Origin of the sequence: Tabrizicola sp. (genome assembly GCF_034366665.1) — a bacterium.
GTDB lineage: Bacteria > Pseudomonadota > Alphaproteobacteria > Rhodobacterales > Rhodobacteraceae > Tabrizicola.
In genome coordinates, this window is record NZ_JAXMMF010000052.1 from 14,483 (window position 1) to 33,905 (window position 19,423).

A 19,423-nucleotide genomic window follows, 5' to 3' on the forward strand; every position below is an offset into this window, starting at 1 on the left:
CCACGATGATCGAGTTCAAGGACGTCCACAAATACTACGGCGACTATCACGCCCTGCGCGGGATCAACGGCACGATCAAGGCCGGTGAGTTCTTCTCGCTTCTCGGTCCCTCGGGCTGTGGCAAGACCACGCTTCTGCGCACCATCGCGGGGTTCGAGGACATCTCCTCGGGCGTGATCATGATTGACGGCAAGGACATGGCGGATGTGGCCGCCAACGTCCGCCCGACGAACATGGTGTTCCAAAGCTACGCGATCTTCCCGCATATGAGCGTCGAGGAAAACGTGGGCTTCGGTCTGCGCAAGGACCCGCGGTCGAAAGAGGAAAAGGCCAAGGCCGTGGCCGAGGCGTTGGAGATGGTCGGCCTGAAAGGCTATGGCAAACGCGCCGCCCATGCGCTGTCGGGCGGCCAGCGCCAGCGGGTGGCGCTTGCCCGCGCGCTGATCCTGAAGCCGAAGGTGCTGCTTTTGGACGAACCGCTCAGCGCCCTCGACAAGAAGATGCGCGAACATATGCAGGTCGAGCTGATCAAGCTGCAGCGCCAGGTCGGCATCACCTTCATCCTGGTGACGCATGACCAGGAAGAGGCTCTGGTCATGTCCGACCGCATCGCCGTGATGTTCGAAGGCGAGATCGCCCAGCTGGCCGACCCCGAAACCTTGTATCGCCGCCCGGCGACCCGGAAGGTCGCGGATTTCATCGGCACGATGAACTTCATCCCCGCCGAGATCCTGTCCGAAGCGGGCGACAAGGTGGAAGTCAACGCCAAGGGCCTGGGCCACGTGGCGCTGGATATCGCGCAGGCGCCCGAGAAGACGGGCGAAAGCCCGGTCGTCGGCCTCCGCCCCGAGACGTTGACGCTGCTCTACGACGACCAGAAGGCCGCCGAGCGCGAGACAGACGGGGTGATCGACGAGGTGATCTATTTCGGCGACATGACCTATTACGACGTCTACCTGGGCGGCACCGATGTCGAGGTGCGCCTGTCGATGCGCAACGTCCCCGGTCGTCCGGTCCTGGATGTGGGCACCAAGGTCCGCGTGGCGTGGAGCCCCTCGGCGCTGGTACTGTTCCGCTAAGGCGACACTCCTCGTGCGACTTCGTCTTCTCGTCGTTGGGGCTGCCCCAGCGAGGAGCGACGAAGTCGAACGACGAGCGGTCCCTAGTGGCTCTCGTCTTCCTCGCAGGCCATATAGGCGTCAAAGACCCAGCCCACGGCATTGTCGCCGGACCATTTCTCGACGTAGATCCACTGCTTGCCTTCGTGCTGTCTCTGGGCGATGGCACGCACCACGGTTCCGTTGCGCAAGGTCGCAAAGACCTCACCACCCGGGTCGGTGCGGGCGTTCAGAGGCGTAGTGGTCGGATCGGCCACGGTGCAGGACACCGGATCGGCTTCTGTTGAAAAGGGTTCTGCGGGCAGGGCGCTGGTTGTGGCCGCGCAGTCAAGGTAGCTGCCGAAGACCCAGGCTCCGTCAAAGTCCGTCGCCAGCTCACCCTCGTGAAAGCGTTCCACCAGCGCCCAGAGCTTGCCATCCACCTCGCGGTGTTCGACAAACATCAACTGCGTGCCGTTCGTCGCCGTCCCCACCACCGGACCGTTCGGCGACATCCGGATGTTCAGCGGCGTGCCCGTCGGGTCGGCCACCGTGCAGACCGGGGCCCCGCCGCAGGCCAGCGCCACTTCAGCCGTTGTCAGCAGCGCTAGCGGGAAGGTGAGAATGCGAAGCGGCATGGCAAATCCTTTCAGGACCAATCTTGCACCAGCACTTTCGCTGTCCGAAGCGCGGTTGTCACCTGCGGAGTCCCTGACCCCGCCACCGGCGATCAACAAAGGCGCAACCTCAGCCCCCTGACCCTCTCCCCCGTGGGGAGAGGGTCAGGGTGAGGGGGAAGCCCGGGCAAGCACAAGACTGACGCGTCCCGAACATCGGCGGGTAACCGGCTGGTTCTGTTGAAGAAGCACGGCGCGTCCATCATGGATGCCTCGGCTTCAGCGATCTGGCGACAGCAAGCCCAGCCCGCGCAGATAGATCCCGATCCCGGTTTCCAGGAGGTCCTCTGCCGGCCAGGGCTGCGGACCACCGTTGCCGCGCAGGAACAGCTCCACCACTCCGTGGCTGACCGCCCAGACATGGGCCGATACCATGCTGGCAGGCGGACGCCGCCCCTCGGGCAGCCCCTTCACCAGGCTTTCCGCCGCCCGGTCCATCGTCGCGCGCGCCTTGGCCGACACCTGCGCCAGATCGGGGTGCTTGCCGGGCTGCAGGCCGCTTTCGAACATCGCCTGATAGTGGCCCGGATACTTGCGCGCGAAGGCAAAGTAGGCCCGCCCCGTCGCCTCGAAGGCGGCCAGCGGCGAGGGCCGGCCCTCGTCGTAGGCATATTCCAGCAACGCGGCAAAGATGTCGAACCCCTGCCGAGCGACCTCGGCCAGCAGGTCATCGCGTCCCGCGAAATGCCGGTAGACCGCCGCCGGGGTCACGTCGGCAGCCTTCGCCGCCTCGGACAGGGTGAACCCTTGCGGCCCCTTTTCGGCGATCAGCGCCAGAGCTGCCTCGACCAGGGCCTGCCGGAGGTTGCCGTGATGATAGCCGCGCTTCATCAGCCTTTCCGAAGCTTCGGCCCACCGCAAATCCTGGCGTCGACCTTGCCGATGGCCGCCGTGTCCTTGCCAGCATAGTCGACCGCCCCCAGGATCGTCTGGATCGCCGCAAGCCGCGCGCGCTTCTTGTCGTCCGACAGGATCACCGTCCAGGGCGCGTGCTTGAAATGAGTCTTCTCCATCGTCTCGTCAATGGCGGTGCAGTAGTCATCCCACTTCGCCAGCCCGTCGACGTCGATCTGGGAAAGCTTCCACTGCTTGAGCAAGTCTCCCTCGCGGTCCAGGAAGCGCTTCAGCTGCTCGGCCCGGCCGACCTCCAGCCAGATCTTCAGGAAGATGATGCCCTCATCGACGATCATCTGTTCGAACTCGGGCAGCTGCTTGAAGAACTTCGCCCGCTGCTCGGGTTTGCAGAAGCCGAAGACATGCTCGATCATCGCGCGGTTGTACCAGCTGCGGTCGTAAAGCGCGACTTCGCCCTTGGCCGGGAACCAGTCGACATAGCGCTGGAAGTACCACTGCTGGCTTTCCCGGTCCGTCGGCTTCGACAGCGCCACGACATAGGCCTGCCGCGGGTTCATGTTTTCCGTCACCGCCTTGATCGTCCCGCCTTTTCCGGCGGCATCGCGGCCCTCGAAGACCACGATCAAGCGTTTGCCCGACGCCTTCAGACCCGCCTGCATCTTCGCCAGCTCGATCTGCAAGGCATCCATATGGGCGGTGTAGTCCTTGCCCTTCATCTCCTCCCGGTAGGGATAGGAGGCCGTCATGATCTCGTCCTTGGCGGCCTTCTCGATGGCTTGGCGCACCTCTTTCGGCGCGCCCTCACGGAAGTAGCGGCTGATTGCGCCGTCGAAGGGTAGGGTCATCTGTCGCCTCCTTGCATTGCCGCCAGTATGGCGATTGGGCCGGTCAGCGCAATGCGGCGCGCAGGATTGCGGCGATGACAAGGGAGGGGTGACTGTGGTGCGGCATGTGGCCCGCACCGGGGATGACGGTGATCGTGGCGTTCGGCAGAAGATGCGACAGGGGGGCCGAGTGGATATCAAGCGGCACGATGGTGTCGGCAGTGCCGTGGATCAGTTCGACGGGCAGCGCCAGCGAGGGGTAGCGGGGCTCCATCGTCACCAGTTCGGCGCGAAGGGCGTTCACTTGCGCCACATTGGCGGCCAGCGTCTCGCGCCGCAGGGTCAGGGCGGTGCCAAGGTGGTCGTCATAGCCTGGCGGAACCGGGTCGGGGGCAAAGACCGCGTCGATGGCGCTGCGGACATAGCTGTCCGGCACAAAGGCCGAGGCAAGGGGGATCGCCAGCGCGCGGCCCACCGGGTTGTCGGTGGCGCGGTACCAGATGTCCAGCTTGCCGGGCCAAGGCATCGAAGGCGAGCCGACCAGGACCAAAGCCTTTGGCCCGCCGTCCAGCGCCCAGGCAAGCGCCACCGCGCCACCGTAGCTTTGGCCCAGGACGACCGGGTCGGTAACGCCCAGCTGCGCAACACCCGCCTTGATGAAACGGGCCTGGGCCAGAAGGCTGGTTTCGTCCAGGGCATCGGAATGGCCAAGGCCGGGCCGGTCGACCACGGTCACGCGAAAGCGGTCGGTCAACTGGTCGCGCAAGGCGAAGGTCAGGTCGCGCAAGGACCCGCTTGCGCCGTGGATCATCACCAGGTCGGGACCTTGGCCCTTCGTCTCGTAATGCAGGCGCTTGCCGTCCACGGTGACGAACTGGCCGCTAGGCGGATAGGCCGCCTCGGCCGCCGCTTCGCGCGTCGAGGCCCGCCAGTGGGTGACACCGGCAAGGGCCGCGGCGGCGATGAGAAAACTAGCGGCCAATCTCTTCAATGTCATAGGGCGTGGACTGGTAAATCTCGTTGATCCAGTTGCCATATAGCAGGTGGGCGTGGCTTCTCCACCGGTTCAGCGGCGGCATCGCGGGGTTGTCATCGGGGTAGTAGTTCAGGGGCACGTTGATCGGCGTGCCGTTGGCCACGTCGCGGTCGTATTCCTGCTTCAGCGTGTCACTGTCGTATTCGAAGTGGTTGAAGATATAGAGTGCGCGGTGGGCGGCATCCTCGACCAGACAGGGGCCGACCTCGTCCGATCCAAGCAGGGTCTTCAGGCCGGCGGCTGCGTCAATCTCGGCCTGGCGCATTTCGGTCCAGCGGCTGACCGGGATGACGAAATCATCCGAGAAGCCGCGCAGATAGGGCGAGGTCGGGCACAGGTTCTGGTGGCGGAAGCAGCCAAAGGCCTTGGCGGGCAGCATGTGCTTCTTCACGCCGTGGAAGTGGTTGATCATCGCCATCCCGCCCCAGCAGACGCCGAAGGTGGATTGCACGTTGGTCTGGGTCCAGTCCATCACCTCGCAAAGCTCGTCCCAATAGGTGACGTCCTCGAAGGGCAGATGCTCGATGGGCGCGCCGGTGATGATCAGGCCGTCGAACTTTTCGGCCTTCACCGCCTGGAACGGGCGGTAGAAGGTCGCCATATGCTCGGCGGCAGTGTTTTTTGTCGTATGCTCGGACATGCGGATCAGGTGCAGGTCGATCTGCAGCGGCGTCGCACCGATCAGCCGGGCGAACTGGTTTTCGGTCTGGATCTTTTTCGGCATCAGGTTGAGAAGGCCGATCCGCAGGGGACGGATGTCCTGGTTCGCAGCGCGGGCCGGGGACATGACCATGACACCCTCGGACCGCAGCACGTCATAGGCGGGCAGGGTTTCGGGCAAGGTGATCGGCATGGTCGGGGTCCTTGGGGCCAGAGGGCCAAGAGCTAGGGGTTTCGTGTCAGGGTTGCAAGGTCGGGGCTGCGGTCAGGCCCGGTCGATGGCGCGGGCCATGAGGGCGTCGAAATCCTGCGTGGTCGAGACCTTGCCCACATCTTCGGCGGTCACGGTCACACCCCAGCGCGCCATCGCGGCATAGCGCGGCTGGCGGTGCGCCAGGGCACGGGCGTAGGTCCAGCGGACGAAGTGATCGGGATCGCAGGTTTCCTCGGTCACGGAATGGGTTGCGCGGTATTCCTCCCACGCCGCATGAAGGAAGTGCGGCTGGTAATACATCGGCTTTGGCGCCCGGTCGAAGCGGCGCACCAGTTCCGCCGTATGCGCGTCAGAGCCCTTGATCCAGACCATCAGCAGGGTTTCCGAAAGCTGCTTCATCACCGGGTCGGCCGGGTCCTCCGCCTCGACCACCTCACAGATCGACCCCGAGGTATCGCAGATGAAGTTCGGGTAACCGTAGATTTCCTCGGCCCGCTCCATGAACCGCGCGGTGTCCAGCGTCGCGGCCACTTCTGCGGCGCGGTGCTGGTCCTGGCGCTTCATGTATTCGGCGAAGGGCACGCCGCCCTTGGCCGGATCGCCGGGCTTGCCAAGGTAGGTGGACAGGGGGGCCAGGTTGTCGAAGGTGATGTTCGACGCGATGTAGACGCTGTCGGTCATCAGAAGCTCGCGCAAGAGCGGAACCTTCATCGCCTCGCGCTTGAAGTTGTCGGCGATGTATTCGCCCATGTAACGGGTGCCGATCCGGTAATCGACCGAGTAGTGGAACCAGTCGCCATGATCGCGCAGAAGGGTGGACAGGTAGGTCTTGCCCAGGCCCGACATGCCGAACAGCATGACCCGCTTGCGGGGGGCCTTCAGATAGTCGGAACCAGAGCGGTAGATCATCGCGTCACCTCTTCGCGGCCTCTGTTAGCCGCGCGCGAGTCGTTCCACAACGAAAAACCCCGCCACGTTGGGCGGGGTTTGACGGGCCGAGGGGGCCGGATGGTTAGAAGGTGTAGCCGATCTTGATCCCGACACCGACGCCTGAATTGTCAGTGAAGACGCCGCTGACCAGCGGGTTGGTTGTTGCGTCGCCGATGTCGACATAGCGGACGCCGCCAGTAATCTTCACGTTGTCCATCGTGTATGTCGCGGCGAGGCCGATGCTTTTCAGCCCATCCGACGGTCCAAGGTTGCCGGTACGCGCGCCATCGGACTTTTCGTAGCCGATGGTCACCGCACCCGCCCAGTTGTCGTTGAAGCGACGACCGACGCCGAGGTTGTAGGTCGTCCGGTCGTTGGCGTAGTCGACAAGATTGCCCAATGCAGGGGGATATCCATCCGGATTGATGACGAAGGCGGTCCAGTCGACCCACCGGATCGAGCCGAACAGAAGAGTGTCTTTCGCAATGCCGGTCTGGAACTCCAGATTCAACGACTGCGGAACCTCGGTTTCAAAATCTGAACTACCTGGGATTGGGCCAGTCTCGACCGCGTCCAACGTGTGATTGATCGCCGAGTTGTAGGTCAGCGCGACGCGGGCGGCAATTTCCGGCTTTTCCCAAGCAACCCCGACCACATAGCCAAGTTCTGAGTCGTAGTTTGTGTCCAAAGTGTATCCAGCAACGGACGGCAGGCTGACTTCGCCATGCACCGTCTCATACCGCAGGCCACCATAGACCGAGACATTGTTGTCGAACTTGTAACGCAGAAGGGCCGTGACCGCGCTGGACGACAGCTTCGCAGTCGATCCGCCCAGAGGATAGCCCGTCCCAGCTGCATAGTTAACGTCAGCGCCTATCGGCTGGTCCAGGATCATCGCGAAGGCCATGCGGTCTCCGATGTCCATCTTGTAGCCAAGGCTCCAGGAATTGTAGTCCCCGGCCATGTCACCCGAACTTGCTCCGGGCGAAAGTGGCGAAACACCACTGACGTCCGGCGCGAACCGTCCGAAGCTGAGTTCAACGTAGCGGCCCTGTTCGAACAGGATCGCGACAGACTGCGCCGAGCGTTCCACACCACCTGCATATGCCCCACTGGTGGCGGCAAGCATGGCGGCGGTGACCATTGCGTAATGTTTCATTGTCCTCATCCCTGAATTGAATTCCCGACCCGGGAACTCCCCCTTGAAGACAGGCTAAGACCTGCGACATTTTGCGTCAATCAATGACGCCGCGTCACGGTTTTGTGACGTGGGGGTCCTGTGGCCGGGATGCGCCACTTCGCAAGGTGATCCAGATTCCCGCGAAGATCAGGGCCGCGCCAAGAAACAGCGTCGGGGCCACAGTCTCGTTGTAAAACACCGCGCCGACGACGGCGATGATCGGCAGGCGGGCGAAATCCACCGGGACGACGGTGCTTGCCGGGGCAAGCGACAGGGCCGTGGTCAGCGAGAAATGCGCCGTGATACCGGCGATGCCGATCAGGACCAGCCAGGGCAGGGTGGCAAGCGTGGGCATCGTCACCGGGCCGAAAGCTGTCATCGCCACCGTGCCGAAGACCGCCTGCATCAGCGTCAGCCAGAACAGGATCGACAGAATCGGCTCGCCGCGCGTCAGAAGCTTGGTCATCAGCGTCGTCGAGGCGAAGAAGAAGGCCGCGCCAGCGGCGGCAAGGACACCGGGCTCGATCCGGCCGAAGTCGGGCCGCGCGACGATCAGGACCCCGGCAAAGCCAAGGGCCGCCGCGGCCAGCTTGCGGCGGGTCAGGCGTTCGCCAAGGAAGATCGGGGACAGCAGGATCACCCAGATCGGCGAGGTGAACTCCAACGCGAAGACCTGGGCCAGCGGGATCATGGTGATCGCCCAGAACCACAGCGACTGGCCGGTGAAGTGAAAGACATTGCGGACGACGTGGCTGGGCAACCGGTCGGTGCGGACGTCCGACAGTTTGCCGAACCCGGCGGCCAGCGCCACGACCAGCACCCAGCCGATCATCGACCGGTAGGCCAGGATCTCGAACGTGTCATGGACGCCGTTGATCTGACGGGTCGCGATAGCCATCGCCGTGAAGGCGGCAATCGCTCCGATCATCCAGAGCGCGGCGGCAAGGGGGCGGTGGGTCATGGCGAAACCCTTGCCGGGCGGGGCCGGAATGTCCAGACCCAGTTGGTCGGTCGGTGCCTGCCGGTCTTGGAGCGAAGACCTAGCCGGGAACGACCAGGACCTTGACCTCTCCCGGTGTGGCGGGGTTGGCGATGACCTCGGGGGCCTTGGACAGCGGGATGATGCGTGAGATCAGGGGGGCAACCTGCACCTGACCCGCCATCAGCATCGCGGCGGCGCGGGTCTGGGTGAAGGGGTTGATGAAGCTGTGCAAAAGCCGGATTTCGCGGAAGAGAAGGTCGAAGGGTTCGATCCCGACCTTCTGCCCTTGCGGCATGACACCCAGGATCACCACCCGCCCACCCGAACGGGTCAGGCGCGGGGCCATCTCGACCGTCTCGGCCACCCCGGCGCACTCCAGCACCAGGTCTGCGCCCTGCGGCAGGAGGGCACGCGCCTCGGCCTCGGTCGCGGCGGTGTGGGTCGCGCCGACCGTCAGCGCCAGGGCGCGTTTGGCGGGGTGGCGGGTGACAAGGGTCACCTCGGCCCCGGCATTGCGGGCCAGCTGTACGGCCAGAAGGCCGATGACGCCACCACCCAGTACGATGACCCGCTCGCCCGGGACCGGCGCGCCAAGGTCAAGGCCGTGCAGCGTGCAGGCCAGGGGCTCGGCGAAGGCCGCGTGGTGCGGGTCAAGGTCAGCGACCGTCACGGCGCGGTGGGCGGGGATCACCGCCATGTCGGCAAAGCCGCCGTCGCGGTGGATGCCGATGGCGACGTTGCGCAGGCAAAGGTTGGTCCGGCCCCGCAGGCACTGGTCGCAGGCCCCGCAGGCGATGTTCGGGTCGCAGGCGATGCGGGTGCCGGGGGGCAGGGTTACGCCCTCGCCACACGCCACCACGTCGCCTGCGAATTCATGACCCAGAGTGACCGGCGGCGCGCAGGGAAACTCGCCCTTGTACAGATGCCGGTCGGTGCCGCAGATCCCAGCGGCCAGAACGCGGACCAGCACTTCTCCGGGACCGGGGAGGGGGTCGGTGACCTTGACCAGTTCGATCCGACCAACCGCCTGCAACCGCACTGCCCGCATCGTCACCCCTCCTTGGCTGTGGCGGATCATGGCATGACCTGACGGACCTGTCGCGTGATCTGTGCATGGACAAACAGGGCGATGCCGGGCGGTGCAGTTGTCCGGGACGGGCTTGCGTCCTATGTGCAAGAACAGACAGAAATAGGAGCCCACCGCATGAGCCTGGATCAGCCCGCCGGTCGCCAGCCCGACCACCCGGTCGCCCCGCAGTTCCCGGCCCGCTGGTCGCCGCGGTCCTTCACCGACCGCGCGGTGTCCGAAGCCGAGGTGATGTCGCTTCTGGAAGCCGTTCGCTGGGCCCCCTCGGCCTCGAACCACCAACCCTGGCGGCTGGTCTGGGCGCTGCGGGGGGAAGATGGCTTTGCGGCGATCCATTCGGCCTTGGCTGCGGGCAATCAGGTCTGGGCCGGACAGGCCGCAGTGCTGTTTGCCGTGGCGTCGAAGGATACCGTGACCAACCGCGAGGGCGCCGAGGCCGCGAACCGCACGGCCGGGTTCGACACCGGGGCCGCCTGGATGAGCCTTGCCTTGCAGGCGCAGGCGATGGGCCTGGCCGCGCACGCGATGGGCGGGTTCGACAAGGACAAGCTGGCGCCAGCGGTGGGTCTGCCCGAGGGCCACACGCTGCACTGTGTCGTGGCGGTGGGCGAACAGGGGCCGGCAGAGGCGCTGCCAGAGGATCTGCGTGCACGGGAAAAACCCAGCGGGCGCAAGCCAATGGCCGAGATTGCGGTGCACGGGCGGTTTTAAGAACTGCTCCTCGTTCGACTTCGTCTCCTCGTCGCGGGGCCTGCGCCAGGGGACGCCGACACCTGCGCACCCGCCGTCAGTCGGTGCCGGACCCCGCCGCCGTACCCGGAGGCGGATAGCGTGTCCCGTCCACCACCGAATCCGCCGCCAGCGACCGCCAGTCGAACCCTGTCACCTCTTCGCGTTTGCGGCAGAGGATTTCGCTGTGGCAGTAAAGCTCGGTGATCGGGCGATAGCGCAGGTAGCGGTCGGCGTGTTCGGTGAAGAACCCGGCCATCGGGTTGCTTAGGCCGGAATCGATCAGATCATAGCCCAGACCCGCGTTGAACAGCGCCCGCAGGCCCATGTCCGAGAACTGGTAGAAGTTCCACGGGCGTTCATGCGCGATATAGGAAAAGTGTGTTTCGACAAAGACATGGCCGCCGACCTTCAGAAGTTTGGTGATCTCTTCGGCGACGACCCAGGGCATGTGCAGATGCTCGAACACGGCGGAGGAGAAGATCAGGTCGAACTGCTCACCCTTCGGGAAATACTCGGTCAGCCGATGCGCGTCGCCGACCACGTCGACGTTCTCGCCGGGGTAGAAATCAAAACCCACATAGTCGGCTTGCGCAAAGCGGCTGCGATGGTTCGCGCCGGTGACGACGCGTGAGCCGATTTCAAGCACCCGCATGCCAGGCTTGTTGAACTCGCGTTCCAGGAAGTCCGCCCATTGGGAATGGCCGACAAGATTGGGCGGGGCGATGCGAGGGCGCTTGCGAAAGAAGGGCAAGCTCTCGACGAAAGCCTGTATCTTGCGCCTGTTTTCGCCCTTCATCTGCGGCTTTCCTCGGTGCGGCCTATTCCAGCTCGATCGTTCCGGGCGGCTTCGAGGTGCAGTCGTAGAAGACGCGGTTCACGCCCTTGACCTCGTTGATGATCCGGGTGGCGGTCTCGCCCAGGAAGTCGTGGGTGAAGGGGTAGTAGTCGGCGGTCATGCCGTCCACGGACGTCACTGCCCGCAGCGCCAGGGCGTAGTCGTAGGTCCGCCCGTCGCCCATCACGCCCACGGTCTTCATCGGCAGGATCGCCGCAAAGGCCTGCCAGATCTCGTCGTAAAGCCCGTGCTTGCGGATCTGGTCGATATAGACCGCATCGGCCCTGCGCAGGATGTCCAGCTTTTCAGCGGTGATCTCGCCGGGGCAGCGGATCGCAAGACCCGGTCCGGGGAAGGGGTGACGGCCGATGAAGCTGGCCGGCAGGCCAAGCTCACGCCCCAGGGCGCGGACCTCGTCCTTGAAAAGCTCGCGCAGCGGTTCGACGAGTTTCAGGCCCATCTTTTCCGGCAACCCGCCGACGTTGTGGTGCGATTTGATCGTCACCGACGGCCCGCCCGAGAAGGACACGCTTTCGATCACGTCGGGGTAAAGCGTCCCTTGCGCCAAAAACTCTGCGCCCTCGATCTGGGCCGCGTATTTCTGAAAGACGTCGATGAACAACTTGCCAATCGTCTTGCGCTTGACCTCTGGGTCCGAGACCCCCTCCAGCGCGCCGAGGAAAAGGTCGCGTTCATCGGCGTGGATCAGGTTGAGGTTGTAGTTCTCGCGGAACATCTGGACGACCTGCTCGGCTTCGCCCAGGCGCAGAAGGCCGTGGTCGACGAAAACGCAGGTCAGCTGGTCGCCGATCGCTTCATGCAACAGGAGTCCGGTGACCGAACTGTCGACCCCGCCGGACAGCGCGCAGATGACCTTCTTGTCGCCGACCTGAGCGCGGATCTTTTCGATCATCTCGGCGCGGTAGGCGCCCATCGTCCAGTCGCCCTTGAAGCCCGCCAGCTTGACGAAATTCTCGTAAAGCTGCGCGCCTTTCGGGGTGTGGTGCACCTCGGGGTGGAACTGGACGGCGTAGAAATGGCGGGCCGGATCGGCGGTGATGGCGAAGGGCGCGTTGGGCGAGGTGCCGTAGACGTTGAACCCCGGCGCGATCTTCGAGACATGGTCGCCGTGGCTCATCCAGACCTGTTCCTGCGCCTGCGGGCCGGCTTCGGGCGGGAACCAGCCGGACAGGAAAGGATGGGTCAGTGCCGTGGGGGTGACGAAGGCCTTGCCGAATTCCGCCGTGCCGTGGCCGCCTTCGACGTGGCCGCCAAGGCAATGCATCATCACCTGTTGGCCGTAGCAGATCCCCAGGATCGGGACGCCAAGGTCGAAGACCCCGGCCGGCGGCATCGGGGCGTTCTCCCAATAGACGCTGGCGGGCCCGCCCGAGAAGATCACCGCCTTCGGGGCAAAGGCCTTCAGGAAGGCCTCGTCCACACGGTTGTAGGGGTGGATTTCGCAATAGACGTTCAGCTCACGCAGGCGGCGCGCGATCAGCTGCGTCACCTGGGAACCGAAGTCGATGATCAGAAGGCGGTCATGTGTCTGGCTCATGCGCCCGATTAGGACGGGATCGGCCCGAGTGCAAGATATCCCGCGCGCTCCGTGTCGTTTGCGACGAAGGTGCATGTCGGTTTTGGCAGACATGCGGCGGTTTCGGGGGGCGGTGCCTGTGGGATTGGCGGCATAAGGGCGGCAAACATCACCCGGAGGTGGACCATGAACGAAGTTGCAGGGCGCAGGTCGCGCAGTGGGGGCGGGGCAAGCCGCAGGGCGGAACGCACCGCGGTCAGCTTCGAGACCGCGCGCTTCATCCAGCGCAACATCCCCAACTTCGAGATCCTGAACGAAGAAGCGCTGCAGATCATCGAGCACAACGCCGAGACGGTGCTGGAAGAGATCGGCGTGAACTTCGTCGAAAACCCCGCCGCTTTGGCCCGCTGGCGCGATGCCGGGGCTGATGTCAGGGGCGAACGGGTGCACATTCCCCGGGGCCTGGCGCGCAAGCTGATCTCGACCGCGCCGAAGACCTTCACCCAACACGCCCGGAACGCCGAGCGCAACGTCGACATCGGCGGCCGCAACCTGGTCCTCGCTCCGGTCTACGGCCCGCACTTCGTGCGCGACATGGAAGGTGGTCGCCGCTATGCGACGCTGGAGGATTTCCAGAACTTCGTGAAGCTGGGATACATGTCGAAATGGCTGCACCATTCCGGCGGCACGGTGTGCGAGCCGACCGACGTGCCGGTGAACAAGCGCCACCTCGACATGCTGCACGCCCACATGACGCTGTCGGACAAGCCGTTCATGGGGTCGGTCACCGAACCCAGCCGCGCGCAGGATTCGGTCGACATGGCGAAGATCCTGTTCGGCGCGGACTTCGTCCAGCAGAACACGGTGATGACCTCCCTCATCAACATCAACTCGCCGATGGTGTTTGACGGCATCATGATGGGCGCGCTGGAGGTCTATGCGGCCAACAACCAGGCCTCGATCGTGTCGCCCTTCATCGTCGGCGGGGCGATGGCGCCGGTGACGGTGGCGGGAACGCTGACCCAGGTGCTGGCCGAAATCCTTGCGGGCGTCAGCTATTCGCAGCTGGTCCGCCCGGGGTCGCCCGTCATTGCGGGGGCGTTCGTGACAAGCATCGACATGAACTCGGGCGCGCCGACCTTCGGGACGCCCGAGGCCTCGCACATCACCTATGGCGCAGGCCAGTTGGTGCGGCGTCTTGGGTTGCCCTATCGGTCCGGCGGGTCGTTCTGCGGCTCGAAACTTCCGGACGCCCAGGCCGCCTATGAAACCGCGAACAGCCTCAACATGGCGCTCCTTGCCGGGGTCAACTTCATGCTCCATGCCTGCGGCTGGCTGGAAGGCGGGCTCGTTAGCTCTTATGAAAAGTTCGTGATGGACGCCGACCAGCTTGGTACGCTCCACCACCTTGCGCAGGGCATCCAGGTCGACCTGAACGGCCAGGCGATGGACGCGATCCGCGAAGTGGGTCCCGGCGGCCATTACCTTGGCTGCCAACACACCCAGGCCAACTTCAAGTCGGCCTTCTGGCGGTCGGACCTTTTCGACTACAAGCCCTTCGAGACCTGGGCCGAGGAAGGCGCGCGCGACACGCAGGCCCTGGCGAACGAAAGGGTCAAGAGGCAGCTTGCCGATTACCAGGCCCCCGACCTCGATCCAGGCACGCGCGAGGCGCTGGATGCCTTTGTCGCACGTCGCAAGTCGGAAATGCCCGACGCCTTCATCTGAAAACCGGAAAGGGGGCGGAAAAACCGCCCCTTTTCAAGGCCTGGCACAGCTTCAGGCCATACCGCCGCGCCGCAGGAACTGCGCCTCGGCCAAAAGCGCGATCAGCACTTCGATGTGGCGCGCGACCGAATAGGCTGCGTCGCCCGCAAGCCGGTTCGCTTCCAGCCGCGCTTCGACCGACATCAGCGATGACACCGTATCCTCGGGCGAGGCAGCGTTGCCGACATAGCGGCGCAGGTCCCGCTCGCGGCGGTATTCCTGCAACCCGAAGCGCGCAGCACGCATCAGAAGCCGCGGACGGCGAATTGTGGCAAGGATAGTGCGGCAGTCGGTCATCGGGATCCTCCATGTCTGGACGGATGCATACTTATCGAACACAACCTTGCGTTGCGTATTTTTCAGTTCCAGCGCGCGGAGGTTACTGAAGAGTTTAAGATTTCCGTAGAATTGTCGAGGTTGGCCGGGAGGTTAACGAACGGCTAACCAATTCCACCCAAGGTTGCAGATGTCCAAGGCTGGACGTATTGCAGCCACGGTGTGGACAAATACGGGACGATTGAATTGTCAGAATTGACTGCTGCCAGCCTGCCAGACTGGCTTCCTGCTGCTGTGCGACATTACCTCGATCACACCGAAGAAGGCACATCACTCAGGGAACTGGCGCGGCGCGAAGGTCTGCATGCCTCGACCATCCTCAGGCAGGTGCGTCGGTTCGAGAACCGTCGTGAAGACCCGCTGATGGACGAGGCCCTTTCTGCCGTCTCCCGCCTCGTTCCCCGCCAGGCCGCTGCCCCAGCCAAGAAGGATGATCCGATCATGTCCGTCCACCCGCGTCTTGCCGGCCCCACAAACACGTCCGGCCCCGACGCCCCGGAGATCTGCGACGAACAGGCGCTGATGCGTGAAGGCATGCGCGTGCTGCGCCGCCTGGCCGAACCGAACGCAGTGATGGCGATTGCGCCCGATCTCGACAAGGCAGTGGTGATCCGTGACCTTCCAGACGGGAAAAGCCTGCGCACGGCGGTGCTGGAACGGTCCGTGGCGCATGCGTTCGCGCTGAAGGACTGGGTCACTTGCCGCAAGCCGGGCCGCGTCTCGACCTACGAGATCACCTCGGCAGGCCGTGCCGCGCTGAAGCGGATGGTGGACGAGGAAGACCGCCGCCGTCAGGGCATGGCCGAGGCCGCAACCCCCTTCGGCGACCAGCACCGCACCTGGGATGAGCGCGAGGTGATCGACGACGCCGGTCCGCGCCGGGTCCGCTACAACCTGGCGGAAAGCCCGGTCGCGCTGCTGGGTCGCCGCAGGGACCGGGACGGCAAACCCTTCCTGGAACCCGAACTCGTCGCTGCCGCCGAACGTCTGCGCGAGGATTTCGAGCTGGCCCAGATGGGTCCCCGCGTCGCGCAGAACTGGGACCGGTTCCTGACTGGTGGCGACCGGGGGGCGTTTCAGGCGGACAGCGGGTTGGCGGAAGGCCCGTCCTCGGCCCGGTCCCGCGTGGCCGCGGCGCTGCGCGACCTGGGGCCGGGGCTTGGCGACGTGGCGCTGCGCTGCTGCTGCTTTCTGGAAGGGCTGGAGGTCGCCGAAAAGCGCATGGGCTGGGCGGCGCGGTCGGGCAAGATCGTGCTGCGCATCGCCCTCATGCGGCTGCGGCGGCACTATGAGGAAACCTACGGCAAGTCCGGCCCGCTCATCGGCTAGGCCCTGCCTTCAGGCACCGACCCCGCGCGCGATCAGCGCGATCGAGATCGCCGCCAGCCACACCGACGCCAGCCGCCGCAGCACCAGCATTGCGCGCGGCTGGCGCGTACCCCCGGCCCGGATCAGCGCGCCGATCCCTGCCCAAAGCACGGCCACCAGGGCGACCAGCCCGGCAAAAAGCACAAGGTTCGCCGCCAGCCGGTCGGGCGACGGCAAAAGCACCAGCCCGAAGATCAGCGCCTTGGGGTTCAGCGCCGTCGTCACCAAGAGCGCCCGCCCATCCACGGCGCGCCCCGCGCCCGCCTCGCCGGGCACGCGCCACAATTTCACCGCCAGCACCGCCACCCAGACCGCAGCCGCCAGTGTCAGGCCGGTGCGCAGACCGTCGTGATCCGCCAGCAGGGCGGCTCCGGCCAGGGAAAGTGGGACTACGGTCAGCAGATAGCCTGCAAGCTCGGCCGGGATCAGTCGCATGGCACCCGTCAGGCCACGCTCGGCCCCCGCCAGCAACATCAGCGAGTTCGTCGGCCCCGGCGTCAGCAGCAGCGCCAGCACCGCAAGGGTCAGCTCAAATCCGGTCATCGTCGTCCCCCGTTCGAACCGGGTGATGACAGACCGGCGGCCGGGCAACCTTGATCCGCATCAAGCCGGCGCGGGCGAGGGGCAAATGCCGTCGCTCTGGTCGGTCGCGCAGGCCCAAGGCTCAGCCAAAGACGGCCAACTGCTGCGCCCGCGCCCAGTCCACCAGCGGCATCGGCTTGACCTTGACGATGCGGGTCTTGCCGCCCTCCTTGCAGACCAGGATCGACCAGGCCTGGTCATTCACGAAATAGGCGCAGACGTTGATGTCGTAGGGCGAGCCGCCAATCTGCTGGAACAGGACATGGGTCTCGGCGTCCCCCATGATCTGAGCGGCATTGTTTCCCTTGACCTGGGTGATCCTTTGGCTGGCATCGCCCTGATGCGCCGCGATCCGCGCTTTCCACGAGGTCTTGACGAAAATCGATTCGGGCGATGTGGGCGAGACCAGGGTGCCGACATGGGCAACCCGCTTCTGGGCGCCGCGCAGGTAGGTGAAACACCAGCATCCTGACAGCGGCCCGGTCAGGACCGGCTGATCCATCCGGCAGTTGGTGATTGCCCCCTGGCCGTATTCCAGAAACCGGAAGTTCGTGACGCCGGTTGATGCGGCACTGTTTGCCGCGTCATAGACCCGTGCAGTGACCATCTGGCTTTTGCCCCGCAACATCCCTTTGGAGCCCTGCATCATCCTGGCAGTTTCTGCGGCGGTCAGCGTGCCTCCGGGGGGAATGCGGTAATCGATGTATTTTCCGACCAGTGAATCAAGGTTTGGCATGGGAATGGCCTTCCGAAAAAATTCCGCGCGAAGACACCACGGGTCTGCGCAAGACAAAGGCTGGGGCGATGCACGGAAGGGTCATACAGGGCCGTAGTGCAGTCAAGCAAAACGAAAGGGGGATGCCTCAATAGGCATCCCCCTCGCTCCGGGGCTTCCCCGTCCCCGGGCCCGCGCGCCGTCGTCTGATGTCAGGCGGCGCGCGTTATTCCGATCCGGTGCAGGACGCCGGCCAGCGCGCCGCCGGCCAGCGGAGCCGCGATGAAGACCCAAAGGTCGGCCATCGCCTTGCCGCCGACAAAGACCGCCGGGCCGAAGGACCGCGCTGGATTGACCGAGACTCCGGTGACGTTGATCCCGACCAGGTGGATCGCCGCCAGCGTCAGCCCGATCGCCAGCCCCGCCATCGCCGACGGCGCACCCGCCTGTGTCGCCCCCAGGATCACGGTCACGAAGAGGAAGGACATAACCGCCTCGAACATCAGGGCCGAGGTCAGCGAGTATTCCCCCAGATAGCCAGCGCCATAGCCGTTCTGGCCCAGCCCGTTCACTGCGATGTCATAGCCCGCCTGGCCCGAAGCGATCAGATACAGCACGCCCGCGCCGATCACCGCACCCACAAGCTGCGCCGCGACATAGGTCCCCAGCGCCGAAACCGGCAGCCGTCCGGCCAGATATGCCCCAAGGCTGACCGCCGGGTTCAGATGCGCGCCCGAGATCGGGCCGATCCCGTAGGCCGCCGCCACGATGGCGAACCCGAAGGCCAGCGAAATGCCGGTCATCCCGATCTGCGGACCCATCAGCACAGCCGCACCGCAGCCAAACAGCACCAGGATCGCCGTGCCGATCACTTCGGCAAGAAATGTCTTCGTCATCACAAACTCCACACCAGCTGTGCGTCCTTTGCATGGGCTCCGGGCGTCCCTGTGGGGCCTTGCCGCGTTGCCTTGGACGCGAAACAGGCTTATCTGAAGGGGAACCAGCCGGTCAGGGGGAAATTTCCGTGCGCGACCTCAAGCTTCCTGAAGAGCGTCACCCCGAAAAGGCGCATCGACCCGACAATGCCCAGCCGAAAAAGCCGTCCTGGATCAGGGTCAAGGCACCGACGTCCGAGGGCTACAAGAAGACCCGCGACATCCTGCGCGAAAAGAAGCTGGTCACCGTGTGTGAGGAGGCAGGCTGCCCCAACGTCGGCGAATGCTGGTCCCAGGGCCACGCCACCATGATGATCATGGGCGAGATCTGCACCCGCGGCTGCACCTTCTGCAACGTGGCGACCGGCAAGCCGCAGACCCTGGACGCCTTCGAGCCGGGCCGCGTTGCCCATGCGGTGTCCGAACTGGGCCTTGCGCATGTCGTCGTCACGTCCGTCGACCGCGATGACCTGGATGACGGTGGGGCAGACCATTTCGCCCAGACCATCCGCGCGATCCGCCACCGCTCACCCACCACCACGATCGAGGTCCTGACCCCCGATTTCCTGAAGTGCCCGCCCTCGGCCCTGGAGAAGGTGGTCGAGGCGCGGCCCGATGTCTTCAACCACAACCTTGAAACCGTGCCCGGCCTGTACCACGAGGTCCGCCCCGGGGCGCGCTACTTCCACTCGCTTCGCCTCTTGCAGCGCGTCAAGGACCTGGACCCGATGATGTTCACCAAGTCGGGCATCATGGTCGGCCTGGGTGAGACGCGGCAGGCCGTGCTGCAGGTGATGGACGACATGCGGTCGGCCGACGTGGATTTCCTGACCATCGGCCAGTATCTGCAACCGACCCCCAAGCACCACCGCGTTGACCGCTTCGTCACGCCCGACGAATTCAAGGCCTACGAGACGGCAGCCTGGGGCAAGGGGTTCCTGATGGTCTCGGCCACGCCGCTGACCCGGTCCAGCTACCACGCCGGGGACGACTTCGCCCGGATGCGGGACGCCCGGCAGGCAGGGCGGGGATAGCAAAAGGGCCGCCCCGTGGCGGCCCTTTCGTCAAGGCCCA

The 19,423-nt window shown here is 65.0% G+C and carries 20 protein-coding genes; 5 read left to right on the top strand and 15 right to left on the bottom strand.

Features of this window, described 5'->3' with window-relative positions; all coding sequences use genetic code 11:
• Positions 1-5 precede the first annotated feature (5 nt).
• Complete coding sequence (locus tag U1E69_RS06855; protein WP_322243640.1) at positions 6-1,079, top strand: ABC transporter ATP-binding protein; 1,074 nt, start codon at positions 6-8, stop codon at positions 1,077-1,079.
• An 83-nt stretch (positions 1,080-1,162) separates the two neighbouring features.
• On the opposite strand, the gene U1E69_RS06860 is transcribed toward U1E69_RS06855, so the two are convergent.
• The 9 genes from U1E69_RS06860 to U1E69_RS06900 form a co-directional block, all read right to left on the bottom strand.
• Positions 1,163-1,735 (bottom strand): SH3 domain-containing protein, encoded by a 573-nt coding sequence (locus U1E69_RS06860; protein ID WP_322243609.1) that lies wholly within the window; start codon positions 1,733-1,735, stop codon positions 1,163-1,165.
• A 258-nt stretch (positions 1,736-1,993) separates the two neighbouring features.
• A complete protein-coding gene (locus U1E69_RS06865) occupies positions 1,994-2,608 on the bottom strand; it encodes a TetR/AcrR family transcriptional regulator (RefSeq protein WP_322243641.1) in 615 nt (204 codons plus the stop codon).
• Positions 2,605-3,474, bottom strand: coding sequence for a polyphosphate kinase 2 (ppk2, locus tag U1E69_RS06870; RefSeq protein ID WP_322243610.1), 870 nt, complete (start codon positions 3,472-3,474; stop codon positions 2,605-2,607). The genes U1E69_RS06865 and ppk2 overlap by 4 nt, the downstream gene beginning before the upstream one ends.
• Positions 3,475-3,517: 43 nt before the next feature.
• Positions 3,518-4,450, bottom strand: a complete 933-nt coding sequence (locus tag U1E69_RS06875) for an alpha/beta hydrolase (protein WP_322243611.1) — start codon at positions 4,448-4,450, stop codon at positions 3,518-3,520.
• Positions 4,425-5,342, bottom strand: a complete 918-nt coding sequence (gene metA / locus U1E69_RS06880) for a homoserine O-acetyltransferase MetA (protein ID WP_322243612.1) — start codon at positions 5,340-5,342, stop codon at positions 4,425-4,427. The genes U1E69_RS06875 and metA overlap by 26 nt, the downstream gene beginning before the upstream one ends.
• 72 nt (positions 5,343-5,414) lie before the next feature.
• Positions 5,415-6,272 (bottom strand): ATPase, encoded by an 858-nt coding sequence (locus tag U1E69_RS06885; protein ID WP_322243613.1) that lies wholly within the window; start codon positions 6,270-6,272, stop codon positions 5,415-5,417.
• Positions 6,273-6,375: 103 nt separating this feature from the next.
• The gene (locus U1E69_RS06890; RefSeq protein WP_322243614.1) at positions 6,376-7,452 is read right to left on the bottom strand and encodes a hypothetical protein; all 1,077 of its coding nucleotides are present in this window, start codon (positions 7,450-7,452) and stop codon (positions 6,376-6,378) included.
• A gap of 94 nt (positions 7,453-7,546) precedes the next feature.
• Positions 7,547-8,434, bottom strand: coding sequence for a DMT family transporter (locus U1E69_RS06895; RefSeq protein WP_322243615.1), 888 nt, complete (start codon positions 8,432-8,434; stop codon positions 7,547-7,549).
• A 79-nt stretch (positions 8,435-8,513) separates the two neighbouring features.
• Positions 8,514-9,533 (bottom strand): zinc-dependent alcohol dehydrogenase family protein, encoded by a 1,020-nt coding sequence (locus U1E69_RS06900; protein ID WP_322243616.1) that lies wholly within the window; start codon positions 9,531-9,533, stop codon positions 8,514-8,516.
• 126 nt (positions 9,534-9,659) lie between these two features.
• Here U1E69_RS06900 and U1E69_RS06905 point away from each other — a divergent pair, with 126 nt between their 5' ends.
• Positions 9,660-10,253, top strand: a complete 594-nt coding sequence (locus U1E69_RS06905; RefSeq protein ID WP_322243617.1) for a nitroreductase family protein — start codon at positions 9,660-9,662, stop codon at positions 10,251-10,253.
• A gap of 76 nt (positions 10,254-10,329) precedes the next feature.
• On the opposite strand, the gene U1E69_RS06910 is transcribed toward U1E69_RS06905, so the two are convergent.
• Together U1E69_RS06910 and guaA are read right to left on the bottom strand one after the other, a co-directional pair.
• The gene (locus U1E69_RS06910; RefSeq protein ID WP_322243618.1) at positions 10,330-11,070 is read right to left on the bottom strand and encodes a class I SAM-dependent methyltransferase; all 741 of its coding nucleotides are present in this window, start codon (positions 11,068-11,070) and stop codon (positions 10,330-10,332) included.
• A gap of 22 nt (positions 11,071-11,092) precedes the next feature.
• Entirely contained in the window at positions 11,093-12,667 is a 1,575-nt protein-coding gene (guaA, locus tag U1E69_RS06915) for a glutamine-hydrolyzing GMP synthase (RefSeq protein WP_322243619.1), read from the bottom strand.
• A gap of 165 nt (positions 12,668-12,832) precedes the next feature.
• Here guaA and U1E69_RS06920 point away from each other — a divergent pair, with 165 nt between their 5' ends.
• Positions 12,833-14,374, top strand: coding sequence for a trimethylamine methyltransferase family protein (locus U1E69_RS06920; RefSeq protein WP_322243620.1), 1,542 nt, complete (start codon positions 12,833-12,835; stop codon positions 14,372-14,374).
• 51 nt (positions 14,375-14,425) lie between these two features.
• On the opposite strand, the gene U1E69_RS06925 is transcribed toward U1E69_RS06920, so the two are convergent.
• On the bottom strand, positions 14,426-14,710 hold the full coding sequence (locus U1E69_RS06925) for a DUF6477 family protein (protein ID WP_322243621.1): 285 nt from the start codon (positions 14,708-14,710) through the stop codon (positions 14,426-14,428).
• Between the two features lie 402 nt (positions 14,711-15,112).
• Between U1E69_RS06925 and U1E69_RS06930 the strand changes: the two genes are divergently transcribed.
• Complete coding sequence (locus tag U1E69_RS06930; RefSeq protein WP_322243622.1) at positions 15,113-16,078, top strand: DUF6456 domain-containing protein; 966 nt, start codon at positions 15,113-15,115, stop codon at positions 16,076-16,078.
• Positions 16,079-16,087: 9 nt separating this feature from the next.
• Here U1E69_RS06930 and U1E69_RS06935 read toward each other — a convergent pair whose 3' ends face one another.
• From U1E69_RS06935 to U1E69_RS06945, 3 genes are all read right to left on the bottom strand, one after another.
• Positions 16,088-16,660, bottom strand: a complete 573-nt coding sequence (locus U1E69_RS06935; protein WP_322243623.1) for a hypothetical protein — start codon at positions 16,658-16,660, stop codon at positions 16,088-16,090.
• Positions 16,661-16,781: 121 nt separating this feature from the next.
• Positions 16,782-17,435, bottom strand: a complete 654-nt coding sequence (locus U1E69_RS06940) for a hypothetical protein (RefSeq protein ID WP_322243624.1) — start codon at positions 17,433-17,435, stop codon at positions 16,782-16,784.
• A gap of 191 nt (positions 17,436-17,626) precedes the next feature.
• Positions 17,627-18,310, bottom strand: coding sequence for an aquaporin (locus tag U1E69_RS06945; RefSeq protein ID WP_322243625.1), 684 nt, complete (start codon positions 18,308-18,310; stop codon positions 17,627-17,629).
• A gap of 122 nt (positions 18,311-18,432) precedes the next feature.
• Between U1E69_RS06945 and lipA the strand changes: the two genes are divergently transcribed.
• Complete coding sequence (gene lipA, locus U1E69_RS06950) at positions 18,433-19,383, top strand: lipoyl synthase (protein WP_322243642.1); 951 nt, start codon at positions 18,433-18,435, stop codon at positions 19,381-19,383.
• The last annotated feature ends 40 nt before the right edge of the window (positions 19,384-19,423 follow it).

What these genes read in the sequence shown, in the direction of transcription:
- U1E69_RS06855 (WP_322243640.1), top strand. Translation starts at nt 6, where the DNA reads ATGATCGAGTTCAAGGACGTCCACAAATACTACGGCGACTATCACGCC.
- U1E69_RS06860 (WP_322243609.1), bottom strand. Translation starts at nt 1,735, where the DNA reads ATGCCGCTTCGCATTCTCACCTTCCCGCTAGCGCTGCTGACAACGGCT.
- ppk2 (WP_322243610.1), bottom strand. Translation starts at nt 3,474, where the DNA reads ATGACCCTACCCTTCGACGGCGCAATCAGCCGCTACTTCCGTGAGGGC.
- U1E69_RS06875 (WP_322243611.1), bottom strand. Translation starts at nt 4,450, where the DNA reads ATGACATTGAAGAGATTGGCCGCTAGTTTTCTCATCGCCGCCGCGGCC.
- metA (WP_322243612.1), bottom strand. Translation starts at nt 5,342, where the DNA reads ATGCCGATCACCTTGCCCGAAACCCTGCCCGCCTATGACGTGCTGCGG.
- U1E69_RS06885 (WP_322243613.1), bottom strand. Translation starts at nt 6,272, where the DNA reads ATGATCTACCGCTCTGGTTCCGACTATCTGAAGGCCCCCCGCAAGCGG.
- U1E69_RS06890 (WP_322243614.1), bottom strand. Translation starts at nt 7,452, where the DNA reads ATGAAACATTACGCAATGGTCACCGCCGCCATGCTTGCCGCCACCAGT.
- U1E69_RS06895 (WP_322243615.1), bottom strand. Translation starts at nt 8,434, where the DNA reads ATGACCCACCGCCCCCTTGCCGCCGCGCTCTGGATGATCGGAGCGATT.
- U1E69_RS06900 (WP_322243616.1), bottom strand. Translation starts at nt 9,533, where the DNA reads ATGATCCGCCACAGCCAAGGAGGGGTGACGATGCGGGCAGTGCGGTTG.
- U1E69_RS06905 (WP_322243617.1), top strand. Translation starts at nt 9,660, where the DNA reads ATGAGCCTGGATCAGCCCGCCGGTCGCCAGCCCGACCACCCGGTCGCC.
- U1E69_RS06910 (WP_322243618.1), bottom strand. Translation starts at nt 11,070, where the DNA reads ATGAAGGGCGAAAACAGGCGCAAGATACAGGCTTTCGTCGAGAGCTTG.
- guaA (WP_322243619.1), bottom strand. Translation starts at nt 12,667, where the DNA reads ATGAGCCAGACACATGACCGCCTTCTGATCATCGACTTCGGTTCCCAG.
- U1E69_RS06920 (WP_322243620.1), top strand. Translation starts at nt 12,833, where the DNA reads ATGAACGAAGTTGCAGGGCGCAGGTCGCGCAGTGGGGGCGGGGCAAGC.
- U1E69_RS06925 (WP_322243621.1), bottom strand. Translation starts at nt 14,710, where the DNA reads ATGACCGACTGCCGCACTATCCTTGCCACAATTCGCCGTCCGCGGCTT.
- U1E69_RS06930 (WP_322243622.1), top strand. Translation starts at nt 15,113, where the DNA reads ATGGACGAGGCCCTTTCTGCCGTCTCCCGCCTCGTTCCCCGCCAGGCC.
- U1E69_RS06935 (WP_322243623.1), bottom strand. Translation starts at nt 16,660, where the DNA reads ATGACCGGATTTGAGCTGACCCTTGCGGTGCTGGCGCTGCTGCTGACG.
- U1E69_RS06940 (WP_322243624.1), bottom strand. Translation starts at nt 17,435, where the DNA reads ATGCCAAACCTTGATTCACTGGTCGGAAAATACATCGATTACCGCATT.
- U1E69_RS06945 (WP_322243625.1), bottom strand. Translation starts at nt 18,310, where the DNA reads ATGACGAAGACATTTCTTGCCGAAGTGATCGGCACGGCGATCCTGGTG.